A 17,849-nucleotide genomic window follows, 5' to 3' on the forward strand; every position below is an offset into this window, starting at 1 on the left:
GCTTGAATGTTGGAAGGATCAGCCTAGTCCAAAGGCAACGGCTGTCCAGTAGGTGATACCTGCCGCGGCATAGGCGAGCGCGAACAAATAGCCAACCATGAAGAGCGGCCATCTCCATCCATTGGTCTCGCGCCGGGTGATCGCGATCGTCGAGATACATTGCGGGGCAAAGACGAACCAGGCGAGAAAGGCGAGTGCGGTCGCGATGCTCCAGCGGCCCTGAAGCCGCTCGCTGAGCGATTGCGCGACGGCGTCCTCGTCATCGCCCGCGTCGATCGCATTAGCGGTTGCGAGCGCCGAGACGGCCACCTCACGCGCCGCCATCGCGGGAATCAGAGCGAGCGCGATGTCGTGGTTGAAACCGATCGGCTTCACCACGACTTCCAGCCCGCTCGCGATGCGGCCGGCGATGCTGTAATCGACCTGGCGGACGTCGCTGCCCGCTGGCGCCTGCGGATAGCTGAGCAGCAGCCACAATATCGCGGTGGTCGCAGCGATGATCGTGCCGGCGCGGCGCAGGAAGATCCACGCGCGCTGCCACAGCGCGATGCCGACATCGCGCAGCCGCGGCCATTGATAGCGCGGCATTTCCATCATGAAGCCCGCCGCATTGCCCTTGGTCACCGACCGCCGCAGCACGAAGGCGACGACCAGCGCGCCGACGATGCCCGACACATAGAGGCCGAACAGCACGAGTCCCTGCAGGCCAACGGGCGATCCGCCGACGCTGCGGTTCGGGATGAAGGCGCCGATGATCAGCGTGTACACGGGCAGCCGCGCCGAACAGGTCATCAGCGGCGCGATCAGGATCGTCGTCAGCCGGTCCTTCGCATCGGGAATCGCACGCGTCGCCATGATGCCGGGAACCGCGCAGGCGAAGCTGGAAAGCAGCGGGATGAACCCGCGTCCCGACAAGCCGACCTTTGCCATGATCCCGTCCATCAGGAAGGCGGCGCGGGTCATATAGCCCGAGGCTTCGAGCAACAGGATGAAGAGGAAGAGAATCAGGATCTGCGGCAGGAAGACGACGACCGCGCCGACGCCGGCGAGCAGTCCTTCGACCACCAGTCCGCGCAGGAAGCCTGCGGCCATATGATCGCTCGCCAGCGCCTGCAGTGCGGCGATGCCGTCCTCGATCCAGGCGATCGGTGCTTCGGACCAGGCATAGACCGCCTGGAACATGACGAACATCAGCGCGAGCAGGATCAGCAGCCCGAAGACCGGATGGAGCGCCACCGCATCGACGCGCTGCGTCCAGCGGCGCACCGGCGTTTCGGCGAGCGTCGCGGCGCGCGCGATGGCGCGGGCGCGCTGGTGCAGCGCGGTGTCGCCGGGCGGCGGCGCCGGCTGGCCGGTCGCCGACAGGCCGTGCGAGAGGATCGCGCCATCGACCGCCGCAAGCAATTCGGTCAGGCCGCGCTTGCGCACCGCCACCGTCGGCACCACCGGCACGCCGAGTTCGGCGGCGAGCCGGTCGGGATCGAGCGTCAGCCCGTCGCGCTCCGCAAGGTCGAGCATGTTGAGCGCGACGACGGTCGGCAGGCCGAGCGCGATCAGTTCGAGCGCGAAGCAGAGATGATTGTCGAGGTTCGCCGCGTCGACGACGACGATCAGTGCGTCGGGGCGCTTCTCGCCCGTCTGGCGGCCGAGCACGACGTCGCGCGTCACCGCCTCGTCGGGGCTGGCGGGCGACAGGCTGTAGCTGCCCGGCAGATCGACCAGCGCGAGCGGGCGGCCGTCGGCAAAGCTCGCATGGCCCGATTTGCGTTCGACCGTGACGCCCGGATAATTGGCGATCTTCTGCCGCGCGCCGGTCAGCGCGTTGAACAGGCTCGATTTGCCGGCGTTCGGATTGCCGACCAGTGCGATCGTGGGTGCGGGGCCGGTCATGTCGTCGCCGGTTCGACCTCTATGGCGGCGGCCTGCTTGCTGCGGATGATGACTTTCATCCGCCCGATCGTCAGCGCGAGCGGATCGCGCGAGAACAGGCTGCCGCGATGCAGCGGGGTGACTTCGCTCCCCTCCAGCAAGCCGAATTCGCGCAGCCGGCGCCCTTCGTCGTGCGACATCGACGTCCAGTCGATGCGCGCGATGCGCACCGCGATGCCAAGCGGGGAGGAATCGAGCTTCGCGATCATTTGCGAGCGATTATCAATAACAGCAGCGAAGCGCCAGCCCCAATTTTGCCGGCGCCGCCGCCTCAGCGTCCCGGGTAGCGCAGCCGCCCCACGAAGCGCGCGAGGCTGGGCCGTTCGATGCGGTGCGCAGCGCGGCGGTGCTTCCACGCTTCGAAGCGCATCACATTGTCGATGCGCCGCGCAAGGAAGGCACGCGTTCCGGCGAAACCCTCGCTCTCGTCGTTGAGGAATACCGCCATCGTCGATCCGTAAACCCCGGTCAGGATCGCGCGCTTGCTGTAGTGATTATAGTCGGTCGCGGTGTCGCCGGCGAGGCGCCACATCAGGTCGGCGGCGCGCCAGCCGAGCTTGGCCGCGTGCGGCGCATTGCCCGGCAGCGCGAGCAAGGCCAGCGCGCGGCGCAGCGATTCGCGGTTGGCGGCAAGCAGGTCGATCCGCGTTTCGACGAGCCGGGTGATGCGTTCGCGAATCTTCATCGTCGCGAGCGCCTCCGCCGGACAGCGCTCCGCCATCGCGGTATCGATCGTCGCAAACCAGGCATCGACCATGTCGCGCGCGCCGCCGGGAAAGGCGAGCCGCGCAACGTCGTGGTCGACCCCGAGCGCGTCGGCAGCTTCGTCGAGCGTGGCGGTCGTGAAGCCGTCGAAGGCCGCTGATGCGGCGACGAACGGCGCCAGCGCGGCGCGAATCTCGTCGAGCGTCGGATCGGCGGGCAGGGTTGCGGCGGACGGATGCTGGGCCATGACCATCAGATAGGCGCCGCGCGGCGGCTCGGCAACCGAATCAGCACCAGCGCCGCAGCGACCATCGCGCCGCCGAACAATTCCATAACGCTGAGCGTCTCGCCGAAGATCAGCCACCCCGCGGTCGCCGCAACCACCGGCTGGACGAGCAAGGTCAGGCCGACGACGAGCGGCGAGAAACGCGGCAGTGCCCAGATGAGCAGCCCCTGCCCGACCAGCTGGCTCATCAGCGCCAGCACGATCAGCGGCGTCCAGTTGTGCGGCAGAATCGCTTCGCCGAACAGCAGCGCGGTGCCGAGCAGCACCGGAATGCCCGCCGCGGAGGATATGGCGAGCGCCGACCAAGGGCCGATGTCGCCGCGCACCCGCTGCATCATCAGCACATAGCCCGTATAGAGCGCCCCCGCGAGCAGGCTGAGCAGATCGCCGACCAGATAGGCCGCCGACGCCTCGTAGCTTTGCCCCATCAGCAGCGCCGACCCCGCGAAGGCGAGCAGCACCGCCACCGCCTGCCACCCGCGCGGCAGCGTGCGCGCGACCGCAATCCCCCACAGCACGAGGAGCAGGCTGGCGCTGTTGCCGAACAGCGTCGCATTGGCGACCTTGGTCTGAAGGATGCCGAGATGCCAGGCGGCAAGATCGAGCGCGAAGAAGAGCCCCGCCCCCGCCGCCACCGTCAGGGCGCCGCGCGGCGGCAGGCGCCCGCCCGTTTCGCGCCGCATCAGCAGCGCGAGCAGCGGCAGCGCGAGCGCGAGCCGCCAGAAGGCCGCGGCCACGGGGCCGGTATCGGCGAAGCGCACCACCATCGCGGTCAGCGACAGCGCCAGATTGCCGCCGACAAGCGCGGCAAAGGCCCAGCGGTTCACCGTGGCGGCGACCGGCTTGGCCACCGGATCGACCGGCGAAATGGTGGGCGGGCTGATTGGCTTGTTGCTCATTTAGATTTTCTTTTGCTACCCACCATTGTGCAGCGGCCGCCGCATCCATAGCTTCGGTGGCCATAGCGGCGACAGCACGGGCCGTCGCCGGTAAAGTGAAAGGTGGAATCTATGCCCGCATCGCTTCTCGACCCGATCAAGCTTGGCGCGATCGACGCGCCCAACCGCATCCTCATGGCGCCGCTGACGCGCGGCCGTGCCGGCCCCGGCTTCGTCCCCAACGAACTTGCGGTTGAATATTATCGCCAGCGCGCCTCGGCCGGGCTGATCATCTCCGAAGCGACGGGAATTTCGCAGGAAGGGCTCGGCTGGCCGTCGGCGCCGGGGCTGTGGACCGACGCACAGGTCGAAGGCTGGAAGCCCGTCACCGAGGCAGTCCATGCCGCGGGCGGCCGCATCGTCGCGCAGCTATGGCACATGGGCCGGCTGGTCCATTCGGTGTTCAACGACGGCAAGCAGCCGGTGTCGGCTTCGGCAACGAAGGGCGAAGGTCGCGCGCACACACCGGTCGGGCGGCTCGAGCTCGAAGAAGCGCGCCCGCTGCGCCTCGACGAGATTCCGCGCGTGATTGCCGACTATGTCGCGGCTGCCGAAAATGCGAAGCGCGCCGGGTTCGACGGGGTGCAACTGCACGGCGCCAACGGCTATCTGATCGACCAGTTCCTGCGGGACGGCACCAATTTGCGCGACGATGATTATGGCGGTCCGGTCGAAAACCGCATCCGTCTGCTCCGCGAAGTGACCGAAGCGCTAATCGGCGTGTGGGGCAAGGATCGCGTCGCGGTGCGCCTGTCGCCCAATGGCGAGACGCAGGGTGTCGACGACAGCGCGCCCGAAATACTGTTCCCCGCCGCCGCCGCGGCGCTCGACGCGCTGGGCATCGCTTTCCTCGAACTGCGCGAGCCCGGCCCCGACGGTACCTTCGGCAAGACCGACGTGCCAAAGCAGTCGCCGGCGATCCGTCAGGTGTTCAAGGGGCCGCTGGTGCTCAACAGCGATTATGACGTGGCGAAAGCCGAAGCCGATCTGGCGAGCGGCCTTGCCGATGCGATCAGCTTCGGGCGGCCGTTCATCGGCAACCCGGATCTGGTCGAACGCATCCGCACCGGCGCGGCCTGGGCCGCCGACAATCCGCAGAGCTGGTATTCGCCGGGGCCCGAGGGCTATATCGATTATCCGGCGCTGGTTGACGCCTGAGCTGATGATCCTCGCTGTCGCGTTGCGATGGGGAGGTGGCAGCCCGCAGGGCTGACGGAGGGGCTGAGACCTATCGCCCCTCCACCACCTTCGGTGGTCCCCCTCCCCACGGCTACGCCGCAGGGAGGATTTTTTAATTTCGCTCCGCGATCGCCTTGTCGACGATCCCCGCGCCGATCGGCGCCAATATCTTGCCGCCGAACTGGAACAGCAGAAAAGCCGCGATAAAAGCCGCGACCGGCATGATGAGCAGCAGGAAGACGAAGATCGCGAGCCCGATCGCGAAGATCGTCACGAAGCCGCCGCTCAGGGTCGATTGCCCGCTGGCGCCGAGTTCGATCGTCCGCGGCCCCTTTGCATCCCACCATTTCGACGTGACCACCGTCTTGCGCGAACCACGATCTGGTTGCGGCGCCGGACGGGACCGCGATGCCGGGGTCGGAGCGGCTTCGGGGACATGCGCCGGGATTCGCGCCGGCACGGACTCGCGCGCCGCCGGCGCGGCGGGCGTGTCGCCCCAGGGCTGGCGCGCCCTGGCCTGGGCGCCGCGCGCAGCAATCGCCTCACGCAGCCGATCAGCGGGAGCTGTGCCGGCAATCGTCGCTGGCGCTTTGATGGGTTCCGGCGTCTCTTCGCGCGGTGCCGGCGGGACGGGTTCGACGCCCCTGCGCCGGTCATGTTCGGCCATGCGCTGTGCCGCGGTCGGCGGGGTTCCGCCGGTCGCGCGGTCGATCACCACCAGCCGGCCGCCGCGTTCGACGACGGAATATCGGCCGGGAGGAGTGCGATCAAGCAACGCCGAACTGATCCTTCAATGCCAGCATCGCGAGCGCGGCCTTCGCCGCCTCGCCGCCCTTATCCTTGCGCGTCTTGTCGGCGCGCGCAAGCGCCTGTTCTTCGTCCTCAACGGTCAGGATGCCGTTACCGATAGCAAGGCCGTCGAGCGTGAGTGCCATGATCCCGCGCGCGCTTTCGTTCGACACCACTTCGAAATGATAGGTTTCGCCGCGGATGACGACGCCAAGCGCGACATAGCCGTCAAAGCGGCCGCTCTGATCGGCAAGCGCGATCGCCGCCGGAACTTCCAGCGCGCCGGGGACGGTCACGACCTCGTGGCTATGCCCCTCGGCTTCGAGCGCGCTGCGCACGCCATCGATCAGCATGTCGTTGAGATGAGCATAGAAACGCGCTTCGACGATTAAGAGATGTGCCATCATTATTCCTTTGGTTGCCCGTGGGCCGCAAGCGCGCCACCCTGATAGGCGGGATCGTGACTTACCTCGCGCCGCGTCCATTCGGGAGCGGCGATAGCATGGAGACCGGCACTGTCGAGCCATTCGATTTCGAGTAGTTCGAGCGGAGCAAGGGCCGCGCCGAAGCGATCAAGGCTGAAGCGCCGGCCATCACATTCGATTGCGTACCGTCGCTTGCTAATCCGCCGACCCGGCAGGCCGGCGAAAATCGAATATTCACCCTCGGTCAAATAGGCGGTCACGATCGCGCGAGCGGTCGGGTCAGCGGCTTCATATTTCTTGGTAAGCTTGCACGTGATGGTGCCATTATCATCGGTCATCCGCCGCAACCGCAACCGGGTTTCGTCGATATAGAGATCTTCTATCAGAATATGCGGCAAGCCATCGAGCGAGGGACGACGATCCGGATCAACGAGCCAGCGCCGCTCGCGCTCGATATGCGCATATTTGGGCGCAGCGGCCTCATCGTCTCCGGTCCGGATCATCGATTTCGGTTCTATTCCGCCTCTCCGGGAATGGGGCGTTCGCCGACGACCGACAGGCCATAGCCTTCGAGCCCGACGAGATTATTGTGCGAAGGCGTCAGAAGCTCCATCGCATGAACGCCGAGGTCGACGAGGATTTGCGCGCCGATGCCGTAGGTGCGCAGATCCATGCCGCCGGTCGGCGGCGGGGCCGCGTCGGCGGCGGCCGAGCCGGGGAGCGGGCGCATGAGCATGACGATGACCCCCGATCCTTCGGCGCCGATCGCCTCCATCGAGCGTTGCAGGCGGCGCTTGCGGGGGCCCGGGCGGCCCATGATATCGTCGAAGATCGACACGGCGTGCATCCGCACCAGCGTCACGCCATCGGGATCGACCGCGCCCTTCTGCAGCACCAGATTGACGCTGCCGTCGACCTTGTTGCGATAGGATTTGAGCCGCCAGTCGCCGCCATAATCCGATTCGAAGGGTTCGTCGGCGACACATTCCACCAGCCGGTCGGTGCGGCTGCGATAGGCGATCAGGTCGGCGATCGTGCCGATCTTCAGCCCGTGGCGCCGCGCGAACGGGATCAGGTCGTCGAGCCGGGCCATCGTCCCGTCGTCGTTCATGATCTCGCAGATCACGCCCGAGGGATTGAGGCCGGCGAGGCGAGCGATGTCGACCGACGCCTCGGTATGGCCGGCGCGCACCAGCACGCCGCCGTCGCGCGCGATCAGCGGAAAGACATGCCCGGGCGTGACGATATCGTCGCGCCCCTTGGCGGCGTCGATCGCGACCGACACCGTGCGCGCACGGTCGGCGGCGGAAATGCCGGTGGTCACGCCCTCGCGCGCTTCGATCGAGGTGGTGAAGGCGGTTTCGTGGCGGGTGCCGTTGTTGCGGCTCATCAGTTCGAGGCCCAGCGTTTCGACCCGCGACCGCGTCAGCGTCAGGCAGATCAGGCCGCGGCCGTGCGTCGCCATGAAATTGACCGCATCGGGGGTCGCCATCTGCGCCGGGATGACCAGATCGCCCTCATTTTCGCGATCCTCGTCGTCGACAAGGATGAACATGCGGCCGTTGCGCGCCTCGGCGATGATTTCCTCCGGCGTCGCCATCGGCGACAGGTCGCTGCCGTGCGCGAGCCAATTCTCGAGCTTGCGCAGCGTTTCGGCGGTGGGGTTCCAGCCCGGCGATTCCATGTCGCGCAGGCTGTTGGCGTGGAGGCCGGCCGCGCGTGCAAGCCCCGAGCGGGACATGCTGCCGTCGTCGACGATGGCGCGGATGCGATCGATAAGTTGCGTAGACATGCCCCGCAATTATCACATCATAATGTGATTCCCAATAGAGAAATCACATTGCGCTATTATTTGGGTCCGAAGATCGGTCCAAGATCGCGCAGCGGGGCATCGGGCTTGGCGTCGAGCAATTGCAGCATCTGGCCGGTCCGGTCGTCGCGCTTGGCATAGTCGCGCGCCGACATGCCCGCGATATGATCCGATTTGTCGGGATTGGCGCCGTGGCGCATCAGCAGCCGGACCATCGCCGCATTCTTGGCCTGCACCGCCAGTATCAACGCCGTCTCGCCGCGGCGATTGGTCATGTCGACGATCGACTTGTCGGCTTCGATCAGTTCCTCGGCGCCGTCGGGATAGTTGAGCAGCGCCGCGTGCATCAGCGGCGTCACCCCCTGGCGGTCGCCGATTTCGGGGTCGGCGCCCTTGCCGATCAGGAAGCGCAGCCACGTCGTGTCGCGGCGCTTGGTGACGATGATCAGCGCGGTTTCGCCGGTGTCTGGATGGCGCGTGTTGACCAGCGTCGAATCGTCCTTCAGCGCCTCGGTCGCCTTCGTCCCGTCGCGGTTCTCCACGGCCTGCAGAAAGGCGTAGCCGCCGCGGAATTGCGCATGCGCCGCGGTGCCGGCGCCGAGCGCGGCGGCGATCAGCAGGAGGAAGGAGGCGAGGCGAAGCTCCGCGCGTCGAAACATGATTGGGCGACCCCTGGCGATGATCGTCGCACGGCGCGACGAGAAAGGTTGATTTTCGTGGCCTAGCCCATCAAGGCTGGCCGCATGATGAACATCCCGAATATGGTCCGAAACGCCGGTCGCGCAAGCCTGCTTCTGATTTTTGGCGCGGCGCTCGCTGGGTGCAACGCTCCGTCGGCGACGCAGGACGCGACCCCGCCGCTCGCCGGCGCGAAGATCGGCGGGCCGTTCAGCCTGATCGATCAGGATGGCAAGCCGGTACGCGACAGTGATTTCGCGGGTCGTTACCGCATCGTCTATTTCGGCTACAGCTATTGCCCCGATATCTGCCCGGTCGATGTGCAAAAGCTGATGCGCGGGCTGGCGGCGTTCGAGAAGGCCGATCCGGCGCGCGGCGCCAAGGTGCAGCCGATGTTCATCACCGTCGACCCGGCGCGCGACACGCCCGCCGTGCTCAAGGCCTTCGTCAGCCGGTACCACCCGCGCCTGATCGGGCTGACCGGCACCCCCGAACAGATCGCGGCGGTCGCGAAGGAATATGTCGTGTCCTTCCACAAGGTGGAGGGATCGGCGCCCGACCGCTATCTGATGGCGCATACGCAGCTCGCCTTCCTGATGGACCCGGCCGGCAAGCCGCTCGCGCTCCTGCCGCTCGATGACCCGTCGACCGACGTCGATGAAGGCGCGCCCGACAAGGTCGCCGCCGACCTTGGCAAGTGGGTGAAGTGACCGGGGCGGGGCGCCGCTTCTGGGAAGCGCCGCTCGCCTCGCTCGACGCGGGCGAGTGGGAGGCGCTGTGCGACGGTTGCGGCAAATGCTGCCTCCACAAGCTGGAGGATGAAGACAGCGGGCGCATCTATCCGACCAATGTCGCGTGCCGCCTGCTCGACTTGAAAACAGCGCGCTGCGGCGATTACAAGCATCGCCGCCGCCATGTCCCCGATTGCCTGACGCTGACCAAGCGCAGCGTCGCCGACATCGAATGGCTGCCGCAAACCTGTGCCTACCGCCTGCGCGCCGAGGGCGAGCCGCTGCCCGCATGGCATTATCTGGTCTGCGGCGATCCGGACGCGGTGCACCGGGCGGGCGAGTCGATCGTCGGCTGGACGGTGAGCGAGGATCGCGCCGGGCCGCTCGAAAACCATCTCGTCGAGCGCGTCGTCTGATGCGCCGCGAACGGGCCAGCGACGAGCGGCCGCATATCTGGGTCGGCGATACGCCGTGGCCGGTGCGGCTGGTCCCGCATGCGCAATCGCGGCGCTATCGCCTGGTCTTCGATGGCGCGCGCGGCGAGTTGCGGCTCACCCTGCCGCGCCGGGCAAGCGCCGCGCGCGCGATCAAATGGGCGAGCGAGCAACAGGACTGGCTCGCCGAACAGGTCGGCAAGACCGCTGCGCCGGTCCAGGTCGGCCCCGGCACGGCGCTCCCACTGTTCGGCATGGAGCGCCGGATCGAATGGACGGCGACCGCTCCGCGCGCGGTTCGCGCCGAGGGCGACCGGCTGAGCGTTGGCGGCCCCGCCGAAACCGTCGGGCGCCGCATCGAGCGCTGGCTGAAGGCCGCGGCGCTCGACATCATGACCCGCGAGAGCCGGGAAATTGCCGCGCGCGCAGGACTGACCGTCGGCCGCGTCGGGGTCGGCGATCCGCGCAGCCGCTGGGGCAGCTGCACCCACGACGGCGACCTGCGCTACAGCTGGCGGCTCGTCATGGCGCCCGACCATGTCCGCCGCGCCACCGTCGCGCACGAGGTCGCGCATCTGCGGCATATGGACCATAGCGCCGCCTTTCACGCGCTGGTCGACGATCTGCACGATGGCGACGTCGGCGCGGCGCGCGCGTGGCTGCGCCGCGAAGGCCGCGGGCTGCACCGCTACCGTTTCACCTGATCCTTAATTGCCCTCGCCATTGGCCGGCGTACGCGCGGGCGGCGCCTTCAGCACCGGTGGCGGCGCCTTGGGCGGTGCTGGTGCGGGGGGACGCAGCTGCTGCGGGACCGCCTTTGGCGCGGCGGCGCCATTGTCGGCGGGCGGCCGGCGCCCCGTCTGCTCCTCGATCCATTGCTGGTTGAGCACAGGGCCATCGACGGGCGGCGGCGGGACGTCGCCCTGGGCGGTGTCGGGCGCAGCGGGCAGTTCGATCGGCATGCCATTTTCATCGACCATGCCGCCATTTTCTTCAGGTGCGCCGAAATAGGCCTCGTCATCGCCCTCAAGCTGCCATTCGGGCAGCTTGACCTCGGTATCGAAGGGCTCGACGGGGCGCCGTGCGACAGCGATGCGCATATAGTCGGCGAAGGCATTGGCCGGCGCGCGGCCGCCCTGCAGCCCCCCGACCGCCTTGGCATCGTCGCGGCCCATCCAGACGCCGGTGGTCAGGCCGCTCGAAAAGCCGAGAAACCAGCCGTCCTTGTTGCTCGACGTCGTGCCGGTCTTGCCTGCCACCGGTCGGCCGATCTGCGCGGCGCGCCCTGTCCCCGTCGCGACTGCGGTCTGCAATAGGTCGGTAATGCCCGCGGCAACCCAATTGTCGACGAGCACCTGCCCGCGCTCGGCCGGCTTCTGATAAAGGAGGCGCCCGTCGGCGGTCGTTACCTTGGTGATGCCATAGGGCTGCACCGACACCCCCTTGCGCGACACCGCGGCGAAGGCGGCGGTCATGTCGATCACCCGCACTTCGGCGCTGCCTAGCACCATCGACGGGTGGGTGTTGATCGGGGTCGTGATGCCGAAGCGGCGCGCCATGTTGGCGACCGAGGAAAAGCCGATTTCATTGCCCAGCTTTGCCGCGATCGTGTTGACCGAATAGGCGAAGGCGGTGCGCAGGCTCATCGGCCCGGCGAAGCGGCCCGACGAGTTTTTCGGGCTCCAGCCGTTGATCGTCACCGGTTCGTCGACCACCTGATCGTCGACCTTATAGCCGGCTTCGAGCGCCGCCATATAGACGAACAATTTCCATGCCGACCCCGGCTGGCGCATCGCCTGCGTCGCGCGGTTGTAGTTGGAGGCGACATAATCGGTGCCGCCGACCATCGCGCGCACGGCGCCGTCGCGATCGAGCGAGACGAGCGCGCCCTGCACCCCCTTCGGCGTGTCGGCCTGGATCGCCGCGGTCGCGGCGCGCTGCATGCCGAGGTCGAGCGTCGTGTAGACGTCGAGCGCCTCGGTGCCTTCGTCGATCAGCATGTCGAGCTGGGGCAGCGCCCAGTCGGTGAAATAGCGCGCGCTGTTCTGGCCGGTTTCCTGTGCCAACTGGACATCGGCGGGCTTGGCGCCGTCGGCCTGCGCCTGGGTGATGAAGCCCGCATCGACCATGGTTTCGAGGACGACCCCCGACCGGCCGAGCGCGGCCTGGGCATCGGCGGTCGGCGAATAGCGCGACGGCGCCTTGACCAGCCCCGCGACCACCGCCGCTTCGGACAGCGACATCTGGGTCGCGCTATGCCCGAAAAAGCGCCGCGACGCGGCGTCGATGCCGTAGCTGCCGCCGCCGAAATAGACTTTGTTCAGATAGAGTTCGAGGATCTCGTCCTTCGAGAATTTCCATTCGAGCGCGAGCGACAGGATCATTTCGCGCAGCTTGCGCGACCAAGTGTAGCTGTTCGACAGGAAGATATTGCGCGCCAGCTGCTGGGTGATCGTCGATGCGCCCTGCATCCGGCGCCCGGTGCCATAATGTTCGACCGCGAAGACCGCGGCGCGCGTCATCCCGACCGGATCGACGCCGGGATGATAGCGAAAGCGCCGGTCTTCGACCGCGACCATCGCATCCTGCATCACTTGCGGTGTTTCGCGCAGCGTCAGCCAGCGCCCGTAATTGGGGCCGAGCGACAGGAAGACGGTGCCGTCGGCGGCGTGGACGCGGATCGTCTGGCCGGCCGGCGACTTCTTCAGTTCCTCGAAGCTCGGGATGCGCTGCGCCGCAATGCCGACCGCGACCGCGACCGCGACGACCCCGACCAGCGCAAGCGCGAGGCCCCAGCGGAACAGACGGCGGAGCCAGAGGCGCAGGCCCGACGGCCCCCCGGAGCCGGGGCCCTTGCCCGAGCCTTTGCCTGACGATGATGATTTGGGGGCGGATGACGATTGTCGCTCGCGGCGCAAAATCCAGATTCCTTCTTTCGCTGCGCGGCGATGCGGCAGCCGGCCCGGCGGGGATCAGCCTTCGCCGGTCCCCGCCTCATCCTGCCCGCGGTCGGCGAAGTCAAGCGCCGCGCTGTTGATGCAATAGCGCAGCCCCGTCGGCCCGGGGCCGTCGGGAAAGACATGGCCCAGATGCCCCTCGCACTTGGCGCAGCGCACTTCGGTACGGATCATGCCATGGCTCATGTCGCGATGTTCGCTGACCGATGCGTCGCTGGCGGGCGCGGTGTAGCTCGGCCACCCCGAACCGCTGTCATATTTGGTGCGGCTGTCGAATAGCGGCGTGCCGCAGCCGGCGCAGCGATAGAGGCCGTCGCCCTTGAAATCGGTGTATTTGCCCGTGAAGGCGCGCTCGGTGCCGCCTTCGCGCAGCACATGATGGGCCATCGGGTCGAGTTGCTTGTCGGTCATGATGGGCTACTCCTCGGCGGCGCACGGGGTGGGGAAAGGCGCCGCATGATGGCCTGAATATCGGCGCGATGCCGCGCCCCCGCAAGGGGTAGCGTGGGCGGCTTTACCGCCGATTAACCACGATCGCGCTATGGCGAAGGGGTGATAATGCGTCTCCTCCTTATCCTCCTGCTGGTCGGCGCGCCGCCGGCCCCCTTGGCCGCCCAGTGCCAATTGTGCCGTCAGGACGGCAAAGACGCCGCGATTGCGGCGCGCAAGGCGAGCATGCCGCTGCGCGTCGAGGTCGACACCCAGCTCGACATGGGCCGCCTCGCGGTCGGCGCGAGCGGCGGCGAGGTCGAGATCGATCCGCTCACCGGCGCGCGCCGCCTGCGCGGCGACGTGCGCGACCTCGGCGGCTTTGCGGTTACCGGCGTCGTCACCGTCAGCGGCGAGCCCGGCGCCGAAGTGCGCGTCACCCTGCCCCCGTCGGTCGATCTGGAGAGCGGCAGCGGCGCAAGCGCGCGGGTGACCGGGCTGGCCACCGACCTGGGCGCCGCGCCGCGCCTCGGCCCCGACGGCCGCCTCGTCTTCCGCTTCGGCGGACGGCTGCAGGTCGCCGGCGCCACCGACGGCGACTATCGCGGCCGCATTCCGGTGACGGTCGAATATCCGTAAACTGGCGCGCGTTCAGGCGAGAAAAGCCGCAACGCCAACGCCGCAAAACGGCTGCTCGGCGCGGACGTTCTTTCAACGCCGGGCGTGGCGGCGCTGCTTCTCCAGCCTCGTCCACTGGTCCGAGGGCCGAGATTCGGGATGGGCCATCGACGCCCAGATCATCAATTCCCGCCTCGCGAGCGACCGCGAATTGGCGCCACGAACGCGATTCCAAGCCTTGCACCTGTGTTAATCAAGCAATACAGCATGGCCATTCGGACGGCCTGCGAGTCGAAAACCGCGATGTTCAAATATATTCTTTCAACGCTGACCTTTCTCGGACTCTACGTTGCAGCGCCGGCGCACGCGCTCGACGGTGGAGTGACCTTTCTCGTCCCGGCACGGGATGCGGCGGGCCAGGCCATCACCGAGCGGCTGTCCGATGGCCGGGAGCTGCCGGTTGGTGTGCCCATCGCCGAAGGCCCGTTTAAACGCAGGCTACTCGCAGCGACGGCGAGCGGGGTCGCTGCCCTGCTTCCCGATCTCGATCGGATGGCGCGGGCCAGAAGCCGGCAGACGTTCGACTGCCCCTCGATCGGCGGCGGCATCATCGTCTATCTTTCCGACGAAGACGGCGGCTTCGCCCGCAAAGATCTGTTCATCGAGGACGGCAAGGGGCGCCGCGCACTTTGCCGCGACTATTTCATCGATCTCACGGTCGATGAAGCCAGTATCGCCGACGGCCAGTTCGAAGAGGTGCTCGCGCATGAATTCGGCCATGTGCTTTTGCGCCGGCTCCTTGGCCCGATCCCGCCGACGCTGTCGCGAAATGGCCATTCGGTGCTTGTCGTCACTGATCCGACGACCGCTTTCGACGAGGGTTTCGGTGAACATTTCCAGCCCCTGGCGCTGGCATTGACGGCATCGGAGGGGTTTCGCTCCCGCACGCGGTTCATGGCACCATCGCCCGCCGACTATTGGCTCAGCCGCCGCGAGACCTGGCTGCGCGAGACGGCGATCCCGCAAGGCGGCTTTCTCTTCGGATCGGCCCGATCGGACCCGCAAGCTTCGGGGATCGAGGGATGGCGCCTCGCGCAAACCGATTATTCTTTAGACCCCTGCAGCGTCAGAACGGGCGAGGCGCAGATGGCGTCCGAAGGCGTCGCCGCGACCATCTTCTACCGGCTCCTCGCGGAAAGCATGACGCGCGAGGCTTTGCTCGCTCGCTACGAAAAGCTGTTCACGATTCTCGCTCGGCGAGCGGACTGGCGTGGCCGCGCGCCGCTGATCGATCTGGTTCGTGACTGGGCCCGGCTCTATCCCGAGGATGAAAAGCAGGTCACGCGCATCTTTCTCGAGGCCACCGGCGGCGCGACGGCGAGCGCGGACTTGCGCGACGCCACCGCCCGGCTTTCCTGTTCGGGTGCGCATGGAAGGCTTGCCGACTTTCTTCGCAATTTACCGCTCTATCGCCAGGCCTTCGCCGCAGCCACCGATCAAGTCGCGGCGGGCAAGCTCGCGCTTGATGCGCACCTCGCTCCGGAACTCTGGATGACGAACCCCGACGTCCATATTCCCGCGGCGCCGTGGGACGAGAAAATGGCCGAACCCTTGGTGGTCGACCTCAATACGGCCGACGCTACCAGCCTGGCCTATCTCCTCGCAGGCAATCGCGATCTCGCATCGCGGCTGATCCAGGCGCGCGACAGCGCGCGTTTTTCGAGCATCGACGATGCCGTGACGAGGGCGAAGCTTACGCCCGGTGAGGCCAGCGAAATCGCCCGATTCCATCGGCAGATCGGCGATCTTCCGGCATTTACGCGGCGTTGAGCAGATGTCGGTTTGGCAGCAAAGTGGTGGGAGTATCGGAACTATGGCTCGGGTGAAGTTCGCCTTGTCGCTGCTATGCTGCACCATAGCGCTTTCCTTGTTGGGCGGTGAGATTGCCGCCGCCCGTCAAGAGCGGGCGCCCTCGGTGGTCCCCCTTGATGTTGAGTTCGGCAAACCGCCCGCGCCGGTCGAGGCGTCCGGCCGCGACCATCTTCTCTACGAGATGCGATTGACCAACTATTCGGGGCGCACGATCGTCCTGACGGAAATCGACGTCCTCGACAGCAACGGCGGCCGTCCACTCGGCGCATTTGCGGCGAAGGATTTGGCGACAATGATTGCGACGCCCGGACAGCAGAAGGAGGGCGCCGATCGTCTTCAGATCGGGCCTGGCGGCTTTGTCGTTGTCTATTTCGACACGGCGGTTCCCAAGGGGACAGGGGCCGGGTTGCGTCTCGGTCACCATATCCATGTGGCATCGGCATCAAGCGGGCCGCCCGACCCATCGCGCACTATTCTGGAAGCCCCGCCACTGACGGTGAGCAGCGAGGCTCCGCTCGTGGTGAACGCGCCCCTTGGGCCGGGCCACTGGCTCGCGGCCAATGCGCTGTCGAACGATTCCGACCACCGCCGAACGATCGCGGTCGTGGATGGCCAAGCCCGGATCGCGCAGCGCTATGCAATCGACTTCGTGAAGATCGATGCGCATGGCCGTGCCTTTACGGGCGATCCGTCGAAGAACGAAAGTTGGGCCGGATATGGCGAACCGGTTCTCGCCGTCGCCGATGCGGTCGTCGAGCGCATCCTTGATGGCTTGCCCGACAACCCACGCCTGGCCCCGCCTTCCATCAAGATAGGCCTCGATACGATTGCCGGTAATCATATCGTCCTTCGGCTGCCGGGCGGAAAGCGCGTCCTTTACGGACATCTCAAGCCCGGCAGCATAAGAGTGAAGGAAGGCGAGCGGGTGCGCATGGGCGAGGTGCTCGCGGCGCTCGGCAACTCGGGGCAATCCGATGCTCCGCACCTTCATATCCATGTCGCCGATGCAGCCTCGCCCTTGGGTGCAGACGGTTTGCCCTTCGCGTTTCGCAGCTTCCGACTGGAAGGCTATGCGCCGTCGCTCGATATTCTCGACAACCCCGGCGGATGGACCGGACCCGCAACATCCGGCGTCGCTACGCGGCATAGGGAACTGCCCACGGATCTGGCCGTCATCGCTTTTTAATCGCTCGCTGCCCCCTCGGGATCGAGTAGCGCGCGCCCGGCAAGGACAATGTCCACAAGATGATCGAGGACCGCACGGATACGCGGAGACCGACGAAGATCGGAATGAACAAGCAGCCAAAGCTCGCGGCTCGGTGGCGGTGAGGGTTTGGCCACCAGCGCGAGCCGCTCGTCGGGATCGCCGAGAAAACGCGGCAGAACCGCCAAGCCTATCCCGGCAGCCGCCGCTTCGTGCAGCGTGGCCAAGTCGTTGCTGCGAAATGCCAGGCGCAAGTCCGGCTCCAGCCGTCGCAGCCATTGCTGTTGGAGCACATGATCGAGGCTATCGTCATAGCCGAGAAAATCGCGGTCGCAGGCTGCGGTTTTCGCAAGATAGTCCCGCTGGCCATAAAGACCGAAAGCCATCGTTCCGACACGCCGCGTCACGATCGAACCCGCCGTCGGCCGACTGAGGCGGATGGCGATATCGGCATCCCGGCGCGACAAGCTGATGGCGCGGCTATCGCCGGCAAGTTCGAGCTCGATCCCGGGATATCGGCGCCGAAGCGCCGTCAGGCGGGGCGCGATAAATCGGCTGGCGAATGTGGGCGGCGCGCTGATCCGCACCACGCCTGCCAGATCGGACTGCCGGCCTTGCGCCACGCGCGCGATGTTGAGCGTTTCCTCTTCGACGCGCGCCGCAATATCCGCGATCGCCTCGCCTTCGGGCGTGAGGCTGAATCCGCGACCGGACCGTTCGAACAGACGCATGCCAAGCCTTTCTTCGAGCGACGCAATACGGCGCGCGACCGTGCTGTGTTCGGCTCCCAGAGTGCGGGCCGCGGCCGAGAGCGTCCCCGACCGGAAAAGCGCCAGAAAATATTTCAGATCATCCCACTGCATCT

19 protein-coding genes are annotated in these 17,849 nt (G+C 66.9%); 7 read left to right on the top strand and 12 right to left on the bottom strand.

From position 1 onward, the window contains the following. Positions 1 to 18: 18 nt before the first annotated feature. From feoB to EBMC1_RS11860, 4 genes are all read right to left on the bottom strand, one after another. Entirely contained in the window at positions 19 to 1,890 is a 1,872-nt protein-coding gene (gene feoB / locus EBMC1_RS11845; RefSeq protein WP_003046822.1) for a ferrous iron transporter B, read from the bottom strand. Next, positions 1,887 to 2,138 carry a FeoA family protein gene (locus tag EBMC1_RS11850; RefSeq protein WP_003046824.1) on the bottom strand — a complete coding sequence of 84 codons (252 nt, stop codon included), beginning with the start codon at positions 2,136 to 2,138 and terminating at the stop codon, positions 1,887 to 1,889. The genes feoB and EBMC1_RS11850 overlap by 4 nt, the downstream gene beginning before the upstream one ends. A gap of 62 nt (positions 2,139 to 2,200) precedes the next feature. Further along, positions 2,201 to 2,887: a COQ9 family protein gene (locus EBMC1_RS11855; protein ID WP_003046826.1), complete on the bottom strand. Its 687-nt coding sequence runs from the start codon at positions 2,885 to 2,887 to the stop codon at positions 2,201 to 2,203. Further along, on the bottom strand, positions 2,887 to 3,819 hold the full coding sequence (locus EBMC1_RS11860; RefSeq protein ID WP_003046828.1) for a DMT family transporter: 933 nt from the start codon (positions 3,817 to 3,819) through the stop codon (positions 2,887 to 2,889). Before EBMC1_RS11860 ends, EBMC1_RS11855 begins: the two co-directional genes overlap by 1 nt. Positions 3,820 to 3,930: 111 nt before the next feature. On the opposite strand from EBMC1_RS11860, the gene EBMC1_RS11865 reads away from it, so the two are divergent. Next, positions 3,931 to 5,016 carry an alkene reductase gene (locus tag EBMC1_RS11865; protein WP_003046829.1) on the top strand — a complete coding sequence of 362 codons (1,086 nt, stop codon included), beginning with the start codon at positions 3,931 to 3,933 and terminating at the stop codon, positions 5,014 to 5,016. A gap of 133 nt (positions 5,017 to 5,149) precedes the next feature. On the opposite strand, the gene EBMC1_RS11870 is transcribed toward EBMC1_RS11865, so the two are convergent. Genes EBMC1_RS11870 through EBMC1_RS11890 form a run of 5 tightly spaced genes read right to left on the bottom strand, consistent with a single transcriptional unit; the run spans position 5,150 to position 8,720 of the window. Continuing rightward, positions 5,150 to 5,812, bottom strand: a complete 663-nt coding sequence (locus EBMC1_RS11870; protein ID WP_003046831.1) for a hypothetical protein — start codon at positions 5,810 to 5,812, stop codon at positions 5,150 to 5,152. Then, entirely contained in the window at positions 5,805 to 6,230 is a 426-nt protein-coding gene (gene ribH, locus EBMC1_RS11875) for a 6,7-dimethyl-8-ribityllumazine synthase (RefSeq protein ID WP_003046833.1), read from the bottom strand. The genes EBMC1_RS11870 and ribH overlap by 8 nt, the downstream gene beginning before the upstream one ends. Positions 6,231 to 6,232: 2 nt before the next feature. Further along, a complete protein-coding gene (locus EBMC1_RS11880; protein WP_003046835.1) occupies positions 6,233 to 6,754 on the bottom strand; it encodes a hypothetical protein in 522 nt (173 codons plus the stop codon). An 11-nt stretch (positions 6,755 to 6,765) separates the two neighbouring features. Next, entirely contained in the window at positions 6,766 to 8,043 is a 1,278-nt protein-coding gene (ribB, locus tag EBMC1_RS11885; RefSeq protein ID WP_003046838.1) for a 3,4-dihydroxy-2-butanone-4-phosphate synthase, read from the bottom strand. 56 nt (positions 8,044 to 8,099) lie between these two features. Further along, entirely contained in the window at positions 8,100 to 8,720 is a 621-nt protein-coding gene (locus EBMC1_RS11890; RefSeq protein ID WP_003046841.1) for an ankyrin repeat domain-containing protein, read from the bottom strand. 84 nt (positions 8,721 to 8,804) lie between these two features. Here EBMC1_RS11890 and EBMC1_RS11895 point away from each other — a divergent pair, with 84 nt between their 5' ends. From EBMC1_RS11895 to EBMC1_RS11905, 3 genes are read left to right on the top strand one after another with little or no spacing between them, the layout of a single operon-like run. Continuing rightward, positions 8,805 to 9,449: an SCO family protein gene (locus EBMC1_RS11895; protein WP_003046844.1), complete on the top strand. Its 645-nt coding sequence runs from the start codon at positions 8,805 to 8,807 to the stop codon at positions 9,447 to 9,449. Next, positions 9,446 to 9,886: a YcgN family cysteine cluster protein gene (locus EBMC1_RS11900; RefSeq protein WP_003046846.1), complete on the top strand. Its 441-nt coding sequence runs from the start codon at positions 9,446 to 9,448 to the stop codon at positions 9,884 to 9,886. Before EBMC1_RS11895 ends, EBMC1_RS11900 begins: the two co-directional genes overlap by 4 nt. After that, the gene (locus EBMC1_RS11905) at positions 9,886 to 10,608 is read left to right on the top strand and encodes a M48 family metallopeptidase (protein ID WP_003046851.1); all 723 of its coding nucleotides are present in this window, start codon (positions 9,886 to 9,888) and stop codon (positions 10,606 to 10,608) included. Before EBMC1_RS11900 ends, EBMC1_RS11905 begins: the two co-directional genes overlap by 1 nt. A 3-nt stretch (positions 10,609 to 10,611) precedes the next feature. On the opposite strand, the gene EBMC1_RS11910 is transcribed toward EBMC1_RS11905, so the two are convergent. Both EBMC1_RS11910 and msrB read right to left on the bottom strand, forming a co-directional pair. Further along, positions 10,612 to 12,822, bottom strand: coding sequence for a transglycosylase domain-containing protein (locus tag EBMC1_RS11910; RefSeq protein WP_003046854.1), 2,211 nt, complete (start codon positions 12,820 to 12,822; stop codon positions 10,612 to 10,614). Between the two features lie 54 nt (positions 12,823 to 12,876). Continuing rightward, positions 12,877 to 13,272, bottom strand: a complete 396-nt coding sequence (gene msrB / locus EBMC1_RS11915) for a peptide-methionine (R)-S-oxide reductase MsrB (protein ID WP_003046857.1) — start codon at positions 13,270 to 13,272, stop codon at positions 12,877 to 12,879. A 147-nt stretch (positions 13,273 to 13,419) separates the two neighbouring features. Between msrB and EBMC1_RS11920 the strand changes: the two genes are divergently transcribed. From EBMC1_RS11920 to EBMC1_RS11930, 3 genes are all read left to right on the top strand, one after another. After that, positions 13,420 to 13,929, top strand: coding sequence for a DUF4402 domain-containing protein (locus EBMC1_RS11920; RefSeq protein ID WP_003046859.1), 510 nt, complete (start codon positions 13,420 to 13,422; stop codon positions 13,927 to 13,929). Between the two features lie 138 nt (positions 13,930 to 14,067). After that, positions 14,068 to 15,738 carry a hypothetical protein gene (locus EBMC1_RS11925; RefSeq protein WP_196795416.1) on the top strand — a complete coding sequence of 557 codons (1,671 nt, stop codon included), beginning with the start codon at positions 14,068 to 14,070 and terminating at the stop codon, positions 15,736 to 15,738. Between the two features lie 100 nt (positions 15,739 to 15,838). Continuing rightward, the gene (locus EBMC1_RS11930) at positions 15,839 to 16,966 is read left to right on the top strand and encodes a M23 family metallopeptidase (protein WP_196795417.1); all 1,128 of its coding nucleotides are present in this window, start codon (positions 15,839 to 15,841) and stop codon (positions 16,964 to 16,966) included. On the opposite strand, the gene EBMC1_RS11935 is transcribed toward EBMC1_RS11930, so the two are convergent. Beyond that, positions 16,963 to 17,847 carry a LysR family transcriptional regulator gene (locus EBMC1_RS11935; protein WP_003046869.1) on the bottom strand — a complete coding sequence of 295 codons (885 nt, stop codon included), beginning with the start codon at positions 17,845 to 17,847 and terminating at the stop codon, positions 16,963 to 16,965. The genes EBMC1_RS11930 and EBMC1_RS11935 overlap by 4 nt on opposite strands. Between the last annotated feature and the right edge of the window lie 2 nt (positions 17,848 to 17,849).

Source organism: Sphingopyxis sp. MC1, assembly GCF_000371385.1.
Lineage (GTDB): Bacteria > Pseudomonadota > Alphaproteobacteria > Sphingomonadales > Sphingomonadaceae > Sphingopyxis > Sphingopyxis terrae.